12 protein-coding genes are annotated in these 9,786 nt (G+C 61.0%); 7 read left to right on the top strand and 5 right to left on the bottom strand.

Translation table 11 applies throughout. The features are described 5' to 3' along the window. Window positions 1-76 precede the first annotated feature (76 nt). Window positions 77-313, bottom strand: a complete 237-nt coding sequence (locus ACW9I6_RS26870) for a DUF6124 family protein (RefSeq protein WP_087693164.1) — start codon at window positions 311-313, stop codon at window positions 77-79. Between the two features lie 341 nt (window positions 314-654). Beyond that, on the bottom strand, window positions 655-1,686 hold the full coding sequence (gene gntR / locus ACW9I6_RS26865) for an HTH-type transcriptional regulator GntR (protein ID WP_167665540.1): 1,032 nt from the start codon (window positions 1,684-1,686) through the stop codon (window positions 655-657). Between the two features lie 212 nt (window positions 1,687-1,898). Between gntR and ACW9I6_RS26860 the strand changes: the two genes are divergently transcribed. Further along, complete coding sequence (locus ACW9I6_RS26860) at window positions 1,899-2,432, top strand: gluconokinase (RefSeq protein WP_087693163.1); 534 nt, start codon at window positions 1,899-1,901, stop codon at window positions 2,430-2,432. 84 nt (window positions 2,433-2,516) lie between these two features. Continuing rightward, a complete protein-coding gene (locus ACW9I6_RS26855) occupies window positions 2,517-3,872 on the top strand; it encodes a GntP family permease (RefSeq protein ID WP_008431626.1) in 1,356 nt (451 codons plus the stop codon). A 134-nt stretch (window positions 3,873-4,006) separates the two neighbouring features. Here ACW9I6_RS26855 and alaC read toward each other — a convergent pair whose 3' ends face one another. Next, the gene (gene alaC / locus ACW9I6_RS26850; RefSeq protein WP_102605211.1) at window positions 4,007-5,224 is read right to left on the bottom strand and encodes an alanine transaminase; all 1,218 of its coding nucleotides are present in this window, start codon (window positions 5,222-5,224) and stop codon (window positions 4,007-4,009) included. Window positions 5,225-5,420: 196 nt separating this feature from the next. Here alaC and ACW9I6_RS26845 point away from each other — a divergent pair, with 196 nt between their 5' ends. Continuing rightward, the gene (locus tag ACW9I6_RS26845; protein WP_134327203.1) at window positions 5,421-5,906 is read left to right on the top strand and encodes a GyrI-like domain-containing protein; all 486 of its coding nucleotides are present in this window, start codon (window positions 5,421-5,423) and stop codon (window positions 5,904-5,906) included. Between the two features lie 46 nt (window positions 5,907-5,952). Here ACW9I6_RS26845 and ACW9I6_RS26840 read toward each other — a convergent pair whose 3' ends face one another. Both ACW9I6_RS26840 and ACW9I6_RS26835 read right to left on the bottom strand, forming a co-directional pair. Further along, window positions 5,953-6,558 (bottom strand): pyridoxamine 5'-phosphate oxidase family protein, encoded by a 606-nt coding sequence (locus ACW9I6_RS26840; protein WP_063027754.1) that lies wholly within the window; start codon window positions 6,556-6,558, stop codon window positions 5,953-5,955. Window positions 6,559-6,578: 20 nt separating this feature from the next. Then, window positions 6,579-7,064 (bottom strand): GNAT family N-acetyltransferase, encoded by a 486-nt coding sequence (locus ACW9I6_RS26835; RefSeq protein WP_134327202.1) that lies wholly within the window; start codon window positions 7,062-7,064, stop codon window positions 6,579-6,581. Window positions 7,065-7,210: 146 nt separating this feature from the next. Here ACW9I6_RS26835 and ACW9I6_RS26830 point away from each other — a divergent pair, with 146 nt between their 5' ends. Genes ACW9I6_RS26830 through ACW9I6_RS26815 form a run of 4 tightly spaced genes read left to right on the top strand, consistent with a single transcriptional unit; the run spans window position 7,211 to window position 9,743 of the window. After that, a complete protein-coding gene (locus ACW9I6_RS26830) occupies window positions 7,211-7,630 on the top strand; it encodes a YybH family protein (protein ID WP_003213104.1) in 420 nt (139 codons plus the stop codon). A 42-nt stretch (window positions 7,631-7,672) separates the two neighbouring features. Beyond that, window positions 7,673-8,017 carry a YciI family protein gene (locus ACW9I6_RS26825; protein ID WP_003213107.1) on the top strand — a complete coding sequence of 115 codons (345 nt, stop codon included), beginning with the start codon at window positions 7,673-7,675 and terminating at the stop codon, window positions 8,015-8,017. Window positions 8,018-8,046: 29 nt separating this feature from the next. Continuing rightward, window positions 8,047-8,529: an SRPBCC family protein gene (locus ACW9I6_RS26820; protein WP_003213108.1), complete on the top strand. Its 483-nt coding sequence runs from the start codon at window positions 8,047-8,049 to the stop codon at window positions 8,527-8,529. Between the two features lie 2 nt (window positions 8,530-8,531). Then, window positions 8,532-9,743 carry an RNA polymerase sigma factor gene (locus ACW9I6_RS26815; protein WP_043225961.1) on the top strand — a complete coding sequence of 404 codons (1,212 nt, stop codon included), beginning with the start codon at window positions 8,532-8,534 and terminating at the stop codon, window positions 9,741-9,743. The last annotated feature ends 43 nt before the right edge of the window (window positions 9,744-9,786 follow it).

Below are 9,786 nucleotides of genomic sequence, written 5' to 3'. Positions count from 1 at the left end.
TCAGTGATGGAAAGCTCGGCTGACACACCGCATTCGCGAGCAAGCCCGCTCCCACAGTTTGACCGCGTGCGGTCTGTTAGATCAGTGGTGATTCCAGGTCCATCAGCTTGCCCATCAGCAATACGCCCAACTCACTCAACTGGTGAATCGCCAATGCGGTGTCGCGGTCTTTGCCGGTGAGTTCATCAGACAGGTCGAGCAATAACGTGCTGACCGAGGAAAACGTCTCGTAGCTGTTGGCGATCAGGCTTTCGCTGCTGGCGTCGGGGCTGACGGTGAATAAGGCGGGAGGATTTGGAGTTGCTTTGAACATAGGTGAGTTCTCTAACTGGGCCACCACCTGATCGCTACTAAACGAAAGGGTGGCGGCTGCACGCAGGTTAGTAGACCGGTAGACCCTCACAAAACCCGGCGCGCCACGAGGGCGCCCTGCGCACAGCCACCATCAAGCACAGACAGGTAAGTCCGATAGATGAAGCTCATGCACATTTGTGAGGGGTTGCTCGGGCTACTAAACCCGATCACTGAGAAATTCAGCGACCGGGCAACCTTAGAGAGCCCTACCCAGGCGCACAAGCCGGCGGATTCTGACGTACCTGTAGGTAACGGAGCAAGGCGCTGCCATCAACACCAGCCACTTCCTACAGCTACCGCCTAGGTACTCTCGCGCACCTTCAACTCAAACCCCATGTCCACCACCGGCCGGGCGATCTTGTTGCCGGCCATCACCGTCAACAAATGCTCGGCTGCCCGCCGGCCAATGGCTTCACGCGGGGTGCTGATGCTGCTCAAACGCGGCACCATGAACGAGGAAGACGGCAGGTCGTTGAAGCCCAGCACCGAGATCTGCTCCGGCACCTTGATGCCATGGCGCAGCGCTTCCAGCAGCGCACCTTGAGCCAGGTCGTCGTTGCCAAAGAAGATCGCGTCCACATCCGGATGGCTGGCCAGCAACTGCAGGAACAATTCACCACCCAGGCCCAGCGACGATGGCCGTGGCGTCAGCACTTCCAGCGCCGGGTCGTACAACCCCGCCTGCTGCAACGCCCGGCGAAAGCCTTCACCGCGCAACAACGTACGCTGGTCCAGTTGCGCGCCAATGTAGGCCAACCGCTTGCGCCCCCGTGAGATCAAATGCGCTGCCGCCGTTTCCCCGGCGTTCAACTGCGAAAATCCTACGCAGTTCAGTCCGGCGCCCGGGTCCAGGTCCATCATGTACACACACGGCACATTGCTCGATTCCACCATGCGCCGGGCGCTTTCCGTACGGTCAAACCCGGTCAGCAGCAAGCCCCGTGGCTGGTAGGCCATGTAGTTGCGCAGCAGGTCTTCTTCTTCGTCGCGGGAATAGTGGGTGTTGCCGATCAGCACTTCAAAGCCCTTGGGCCGCAGCACCTGGTGGATGGCTTCCAGGGTTTCGATAAACAGCAGGTTGGACAGCGACGGCACCAACACCACCACCGACTGGCTCTGGGCAGATGCCAGGGCACGGGCGGCCGGGTTGACCACGTAGCTCAGTTCGGCGGCGGCTTTTTGCACTTTTTCCACCAGTTCGGTGGCCACGGTGCTGATGCCGCGCAAGGCCCGGGAGGCGGTAATCGGGCTGACGCCAGCCAGGCGGGCCACTTCATTGAGGGTAGGGCGGCCCGTGGTGCGGGTATTTTTATCGTTCTTGGGAGTCATCAGGCGGCTTGCCAAACAAAAATCGAGGCACTAAGGTAGCGCTGTCTCCAAGACCCTGCAAATTCTTGAACGTCGGGATGCCTGTTCCCGTTCAAACCTTTGGAGCAGATGCACGCGTCACTCCATAAAAATGACAAGACGGCGCGGGAAAAGCCTGTTTTTGCACTAGCCTTACAGCGTGCAAAGGTAGCGCTATCTGCGTCTTGAGGTGTTTCATGAGTCAACCTGTTACTGCCCTCGTGATCATGGGTGTTTCCGGCTGTGGCAAGTCCAGCGTCAGCGAGGCCCTGTGCCTGCTGAACGGCGCCACTGCCATCGAAGGCGACAGCTTTCACCCCGCCGCGAACATCGAGAAGATGAGCGCCGGCCATCCCCTTAACGACGAAGACCGCGCCGGCTGGCTCGACATCCTGTGCGATGAGCTGCGCCGCTCGCTCAAGGCCGGCGAGCATCCGGTGCTCACCTGTTCGGCCCTGAAGAAGAAATACCGCGACCACCTGCGCGAAGCCGCGCCGGGCCTGGGGTTTGTGTTTCTGGAGCTGACCCGCGAAGTCGCCGCCGACCGTGTATCCCATCGCCCCGGCCATTTCATGCCGGCCAGCCTTATAGACAGCCAGTTCGCCACCCTGGAATCCCCGGTGGGCGAGCCGTTGACCCTGGCGCTGAACGCCAGTGAAGACAGCGTTGAAGAACTGGCCGAGCAAACCAATGCCTGGTGGCTCGAACACGGCTTTGAACCAAACAAATAATTTTTTGCCGGACAAGATAGCGCTGTCCGCCTGCACTGAATTTTTTACCGGCTTTAATAACAACAACAAACAGGAGAGACCCCCATGTTTGGCTTGTCCCACGATACCTATCTGCTGCTCGATGCAGTGGTGACCATCATCGGCCTGATCGTGTTGATCACCCGGTTCAAAGTCCACCCGTTCATTGCCCTGATCATCGCGGCAGGCTTTCTCGGCCTGACCTCGGGCATGCCCGTGGACAAGATCATCAAGGCCTTCCAGGACGGCTTCGGCGGGGTGCTCGGCTTTGTCGGGATTATCCTCGCGCTGGGTACGATGCTCGGCAAGATGATGGCCGATTCCGGCGGTGCCGATCAGATCGCGCAAACCCTGGTGCGGGCCTTCGGCAAGGAGAAGGTGCAGTGGGCAATGATGTTCGCCGCGTTCCTGGTGGGCATTCCGCTGTTCTTCGAGATCGGTTTTGTGTTGCTGATCCCGCTGGTGTTTATCGTTGCGCGCCGTACCGGTGTGTCGCTGATCAAGATCGGCATTCCGCTGCTGGCCGGCCTGTCGGCGGTGCACGGCCTGGTGCCACCGCACCCGGGCCCGCTGCTGGCGATCGGCGTGTTCGGTGCCGACATCGGCAAGACCATTCTCTACGGCCTGATCGTCGCGCTGCCTACGGCGATCATCGCCGGCCCGCTCTACGGTTCGTTTATCGCCAAGTACATCCCGGGCAACCCGTCCCAGGAACTGGTAGACCAACTGGCCAGTGAGCAACCGGAATCCAAGACCCTGCCGAGCTTCAGCATCACCCTGATCACCGTGCTGTTGCCGGTGTTCCTGATGCTGCTGAAAACCTTCGCCGACGTCGCCCTGCCGGACGGCCATGTGATCCGCAACTGGATGGACATGATCGGTCACCCGATCACCGCCTTGCTGCTGGCCTTGCTGTTGTCGCTGTACACCTTTGGCCATCGCCAGGGCATTGGCTCCAAGCAAATCCTCAAACTGCTCGACGCCAGCCTGGCGCCGACTGCAGCGATCATCCTGATCATCGGCGCCGGTGGTGGCTTCAAGCAGATGCTGGTGACCAGCGGCGTGGGTGATGTGATCGGCCATATGGCGGTGACTGCGCAGATCAACCCGATCTTGCTGGCCTGGCTGGTGGCGGCGGTGATTCGTGTGGCTACCGGTTCTGCGACGGTGGCGACCATTACCGGTGCCGGCATTGTAGTGCCGGTGGTGGGGATGATTCCGGGGGTGAACCGCGAGTTGCTGGTATTGGCGACGGGGGCGGGCTCGCTGGTGCTATCTCACGTCAACGATGCGGGGTTCTGGCTGGTGAAGCAGTACTTCAATATGACCGTGGCCGAGACGTTCAAGACCTGGACAGCGATGGAGACCATCCTGTCGGTAGTGGCGTTGGGCTTTATCATGTTGCTGTCGCTGGTGGTCTAGGCGGTAAGTGATCGTTCCCACGCTCCGCGTGGGAACGCATCCTGTGACGCTCCGCGTCACAAGCGGACGCAGAGCGTCCAAGGCGGCATTCCCACGCAGAGCGTGGGAACGATCATTCCTGCCGTTGGATCGGGTCAGGCGTCAGCTTTCTTGACCAGCCCATCCGCCCGGAACATCGCCCGGATGCCCCGCACCGCCTGGCGAATCCGGTCCTGGTTTTCGATCAGTGCAAAGCGCACGTGGTCGTCACCATACTCACCAAAGCCAATCCCCGGCGACACACACACCTTCGCCTCAAGCAGCAGCTTCTTGGCAAACTCCAGCGACCCCATCGCGGCGTACGCCTCGGGAATCTTCGCCCAGACGTACATCGACGCCTTCGGGTTCTCCACCATCCAGCCCAGCTCATGCAGGCCTTTCACCAGCACGTTACGGCGCTGACGGTACTGCTCGGCAATGTCTTTCACGCACTGCTGATCGCCTTCCAGCGCCGCAATCGCCGCCACTTGCAGCGGGGTGAACGTGCCGTAGTCGTGGTAGCTCTTGATCCGCGCCAGGGCGTTGACCAGTTCCGGGTTGCCCACCATGAAACCGATGCGCCAGCCGGCCATGTTGTAGCTCTTGGACAGGGTGAAAAACTCCACCGCGATGTCCTTGGCCCCCGGTACTTGCATGATCGACGGAGCTTTCCAGCCGTCGTAGACGATGTCGGCGTAGGCCAGGTCATGCACCACCAGCACGTCGTACTGCTTGGCCAGGGCGATCACCCGTTCGAAGAAGTCCAGTTCCACGCACTGTGCGGTGGGGTTGGACGGGAAGCCGAGGATCATCATCTTCGGCTTGGGGATCGAGCCACGAATCGCACGTTCCAGTTCAGCGAAGAAGTCCACCCCCGGAATCAGCGGCACCGAACGCACCTGGGCGCCGGCAATCACGGCACCGTAGATGTGAATCGGGTAGCTGGGGTTGGGCACCAGCACCGTGTCGCCCTGGTCCAGGGTGGCCAGCATCAAGTGCGCCAGGCCTTCCTTGGAACCGATGGTCACGATGGCTTCGGTTTCCGGGTCGATGTCCACTTCGTAGCGGTCTTTGTACCAGCGCGAAATCGCCCGGCGCAGCCGCGGAATGCCTTTGGAAGTGGAGTAACCGTGGGTGTCTTCGCGTTGGGCGACGGTGACCATTTTTTCCACGATGTGCGGTGGAGTGGCGCCGTCCGGGTTACCCATGCTCAAGTCGATGATGTCTTCGCCGCGCCGACGCGCAGCCATCTTCAGCTCGGCAGTGATATTGAACACGTAAGGGGGGAGTCGATCTATGCGCGCAAAGCGGCGCGGCGAATGGGGTTCGGCCATTGTTGCCTCGAAATACGTAAGCGCCCGGAACCGTCCGAGCGACGTCGGCCACTGCGGTGGCCTGCGGGGCAGACAATACGGTCGGTGATGGCCAATTGTCCAGATGCTGTGGGAAAAATTTCTGCTTGGAGTGCGACGGGGATATGCCCCTATACTCGACGCGGGTTTGTTCCCTCATGAGAAGGAGACTGTTCAGATGGATCAACAGACAAAACTGCCGTTACAGCCGCGCATGGAAGAGGGCAAGGCCCTGGTGATCGCGGGTGTGCAAGGGCGTTATTCAAAGGCCACGATTGGCGATATTCCCAAGTTGTGGGAGCTGTTCGACAGCTGCTTCACAGAGATCAAGAAACGCGTCGGCGGCGTGACCTATGGCGTGTGCTACAACGCCAAACACGATGAATTTGACTACCTGGCCGGCGTTGAAGTCCCGGCCAAGGGCGATGTACCGAGCAACTTCCAGTCGATTGAAATCCCGGCCCATCGCTATGCCGTGTTCCCGCATTTTGGCCCGGTGCAGGCGCTGGCGCAGACCTATGAACGCATCATGTTCGAATGGCTGCCGGCCTCCGGGTACAAGGTGGTCGGGGCTGATTTTGAGCGCTACAGCGCCGATTTCGATGTGGGTAAAGGCACGGGCTCCGTGGAAATCTGGATCCCCATCAACGCCGAATCCGCCTGACCGCGCCACCGGCAGGAGCGAGCACGTTCGCTCCTGCAATGGCCTCTCAATACAGCGTGGCCTTGACCCGCTCCGGCATCTCGCGGTCATAGGCTTCGGCGTCGAACGCGCCATCATTCAAGCGCTTGTGAAACGCCCCGGCGGAGGGCAGTGCCGAGCGATCCAGATGCTTTTCCGGGTTCCAGCAATCGGAGCGCACAAAGGCTTTGGAGCAATGAAAATATGCCGCCTCCACCTGCACCAGAATCACCGAACGGGCCGCTTTGCCATTTACCGCAAAGCTCTCCAGCAACTCAGGCTCGATGGAAATCTGCGCCCGGCCATTGACCCGCAACGTCTCGCCAATGCCCGGGATGATGAACAGCAACGCTATACGCGGGTCCACCACCAGATTACGCAGGGTGTCGAGGCGGTTATTCCCCGGCCGATCCGGAATCGCCAACGTGCGCTCGTCGATGATTCGTACAAAACCTGGCACGTCGCCACGGGGCGAACCGTCGATGCCGTCCGGGCCGGATGAACTCACCACCACCAAGGGTGACGCGCGGACCATGGCCTGGTAATCCTCGTTGAGAAACGGGATTTCCTTGCGCACGGCCCGTTCGTGGGGCAGGCCGTAGAGGGATTCGAGTTGTTCCAGGGTTGTTAGCATCTTCACCAGCTCCTTATTGTTTAAAACACCCACGCCAACCGGCGCTCATACCCAATCCGCCCCTTATACGCCTCCCCGCTGTCCACCCAACCCTGCTGCAAATACAGCCCCATCGCCGCCACATTGTCCGTGTCCACCGACAGCTCCAGCGCCTTGATCTGCGGCCAAACCAGGCGCGCGGCGGCGGGGAGGGCTTGCAGGCAGGCTTTGCCAAACCCCAGGCCTTGCTGATGGCGATCGACTTGCAACGCGTGCAGCGTGGCGCTGTGTTCATCCGCCCAATGGGGCAGGCAGGGTGGGCGTTTGAGCAGCAGGAAGGCCACGGGAATCTCGTCGGCGAGTAACGCAAAGCCTGCCACGCCGGGATTCGGATTGACCAGCAGGGTGTTCAGCGCACAGTAGATATCGCCGGAAAAACCCAGTTGTTCGGGATGCACTTCCAGGGCGTTGAGTTGCTGTTGTTGCAGGGCAGTCAACGTCTGATAGGCGACGAGGCGGGTTTCCATCGGCGTAGCATCCGAAATCCTACAAAGAAGCGCGGATTCTAGCGGGTTTGCGGTAGTCGCAATTATTTTTTGCGGGACTGTCGATTGGCCTGGGGCTCAGTCGACTAAGGGTGTCTTCCGTGATTTTTCCCGCAAGGAGTATCGCCATGAGCACCGCAATCAGCAGCTTGATCGAACAATGGAAACAGGCGGTCACCGCCAAGGATGTCGAGAAAATAGTCAGCTTTTACGCAGACGATATCGTCGCGTTCGACGCCGTTAGCGCCCTGCAGTTCAAGGGCAAGGCCGCCTATCAGGCGCACTGGAAGGCGTGCATGGAGTTCTGCCCGGGCCCTGGGGTCTTTGACTTCCATGAGATGCGTATCGTCGCCGGCGATAACAGCGCCTTTGCCCACTGGCTCGCGCACTGTGGCGGCACCGGGCCCGACGGCGTACTCAAGACCTGCTGGATGCGCGTCAGCGCCGGCTACCAGCGCGTTGGCGGCGAGTGGAAAGTGGTGCATGAACATTGGTCGGCACCGTTCGACATGGAAACCGGCGCCGGTCTGTTCGACCTGAAACCTTGAGCGCCGCGAACTATAGTCAGTTGTCCGAAAACGGAGAATCCCATGAAATACCTCTGCCTGATCTATAGCAACGAACAGGTGCTGCACGATTCGCCCGACAGCCCCAAGGACCCGGAATGTTTCGCCTATGGCCAGTCCGTGCAGGCCAGCGGGCGCATGCTCGCCGCCGAGCCGCTGGAGTCGGTGAGCACCGCCACCACCGTGCGCATGCGCAATGGCAAGTTGTCGATCACCGACGGGCCGTTTGCCGAAACCAAGGAGCAGCTCGCCGGGTTTTACCTGATCGAAGCCAAGGACCTGAATGAAGCGATCCAGGTGGCCGGCGGCATACCGGCCGCCCGGGTCGGCAGTGTGGAAGTGCGCCCCGTGCGTGAATTGAATCTCTGATCACAACAATAAAACCCAGGAGGTTTCCCATGAGCATTCAACCCAAACCCGCCGAATTTGAACTGTCCATCAGTCGCTTGATTGATGCCCCTCGCAGCCGCGTGTTTCGCGCCTGGACCGAGCCGGCCTTGTTGCAGCAGTGGTGGGGCCCACACGGCATGACCACTCCCGAGTGCGAAATGGACCTTTGGGTGGGTGGGCAATTTCGCACGCTGATGCGCGCGCCGGACGGCAGCGAATACCCAACCCAGGGCGTATTCCTGGAGATTACCGCCCCCAGTCGGCTGGTGTTTACCGACGCCTTCACCCCCGGCTGGATCCCTTCGGGCCAGCCATTCATGACCGCAGAAGTTACCTTTGAAGACGTCGACGGCAAAACCCTGTACACCGCCCGCGCCATGCACTGGAGCGCCGAAACCAAGCAGGCCCACGAAGCCATGGGCTTTCACGAGGGCTGGGGACAGAGCCTCGACCGGCTGGTGACGCTGGTGACCGAAGGCCTGCGCGATTGACGGTGCAGGCCCGGGTTGAAGCGGTTTATCGCAGCGAATCGCGGCGCATCCTGGCGACCCTGATTCGCTTGCTTGGCGATTTCGACCTGGCTGAAGAAGCCTTGCACGAGGCGTTCTTCGTCGCAGTCGAGCGCTGGGGGCAGGACGGTGTGCCGGATAACCCCCGGGCCTGGCTGGTCTCGACCGGGCGCTTCAAGGCCATCGACCGTTTACGTCGCCAGGCGCGTTTTACCCCGTTGTTGCAGGCGCAAGCCGATGCGCTGGAAGCGGCAGACTGGAGCGTTGAAGACGTGGAAGACGACCGCTTGCGCCTGATCTTCACCTGCTGCCACCCGGCGCTGGCGGCGGATGCCCAGGCGGCGCTGACCTTGCGTGAGATCTGCGACCTCACCACCGAGGAAATCGCCCGGGCGTTTCTCGCCACGCCCACTAGCATCGCCCAGCGCATCGTGCGGGCCAAGGGCAAGATCCGCGAAGCGAAGATCCCCTATCAGGTGCCATCCCTGGCGGAGTTGCCCGAGCGCCTGGACAGTGTGCTGCGGGTGATTTACCTGGTGTTCAACGAAGGCTATTCGGCGTCCATGGGCGCCGACCTGACCCGTGAAGACCTGACCCGCGAAGCGATTCGCCTGGGCCGTTTGCTGATGGAGTTGTTGCCGGAACCGGAAGTGATGGGCTTGCTGGCGCTGATGTTGCTCCACGAGTCCCGGCGCCCGGCACGCACCTCGGCGGGCGGCGAATTGGTGCTGCTGGATGAGCAGGACCGTTCGCTGTGGGATGCGTCGTTGATTGCTGAAGGATGCGCCCTGGTGGAGAAATCCCTGACCACACGCCGCTTCGGGCCCTACAGCCTGCAAGCAGCGATTGCGGCGGTACACGCTGAAGCCGTGAGCGCCGATGAGACTGATTGGCCGCAGATCGTCGGGCTGTATGACGTGTTGCTTGGAGCGATGCCATCGCCGGTGATCGAGCTGAATCGCGCGGTGGCCGTTGCGATGCGCGATGGAGCGCAGGCCGGTTTGCAATTGGTGGACGGCATTCTGGCGCGGGGGGAGTTGGTGGACTATCACCTGGCGTACTCGGCGCGTGGCGAGTTTTGTCGGCGATTGGGGCGAGTGGAGGACGCGCGGCGAGCGTTTGAACGGGCGCTGGCATTGACCCAGCAAGTGCCCGAAAAGCGCTTTATCGAGCGGCGTTTGGCCGAACTCAAATAGTGCAGGCGCCGGAGATCCAAATGTGGGAGCGGGCTTGCTCGCG

The organism is Pseudomonas sp. SDO5522_S412, from assembly GCF_054071215.1.
Note: the sequence above shows the minus strand (reverse complement) of the source record. Positions and strands in the feature narration are given on the sequence as shown.

Bases quoted from the DNA above. Each gene is read 5' to 3' on its own strand.
- ACW9I6_RS26830 (WP_003213104.1), top strand. From the start codon at position 7,211: ATGAGCACCGCAATCAGCAGCTTGATCGAACAATGGAAACAGGCGGTC.
- ACW9I6_RS26860 (WP_087693163.1), top strand. From the start codon at position 1,899: ATGAGTCAACCTGTTACTGCCCTCGTGATCATGGGTGTTTCCGGCTGT.
- ACW9I6_RS26840 (WP_063027754.1), bottom strand. From the start codon at position 6,558: ATGCTAACAACCCTGGAACAACTCGAATCCCTCTACGGCCTGCCCCAC.
- alaC (WP_102605211.1), bottom strand. From the start codon at position 5,224: ATGGCCGAACCCCATTCGCCGCGCCGCTTTGCGCGCATAGATCGACTC.
- ACW9I6_RS26820 (WP_003213108.1), top strand. From the start codon at position 8,047: ATGAGCATTCAACCCAAACCCGCCGAATTTGAACTGTCCATCAGTCGC.
- ACW9I6_RS26825 (WP_003213107.1), top strand. From the start codon at position 7,673: ATGAAATACCTCTGCCTGATCTATAGCAACGAACAGGTGCTGCACGAT.
- ACW9I6_RS26870 (WP_087693164.1), bottom strand. From the start codon at position 313: ATGTTCAAAGCAACTCCAAATCCTCCCGCCTTATTCACCGTCAGCCCC.
- ACW9I6_RS26835 (WP_134327202.1), bottom strand. From the start codon at position 7,064: ATGGAAACCCGCCTCGTCGCCTATCAGACGTTGACTGCCCTGCAACAA.
- ACW9I6_RS26855 (WP_008431626.1), top strand. From the start codon at position 2,517: ATGTTTGGCTTGTCCCACGATACCTATCTGCTGCTCGATGCAGTGGTG.
- ACW9I6_RS26845 (WP_134327203.1), top strand. From the start codon at position 5,421: ATGGATCAACAGACAAAACTGCCGTTACAGCCGCGCATGGAAGAGGGC.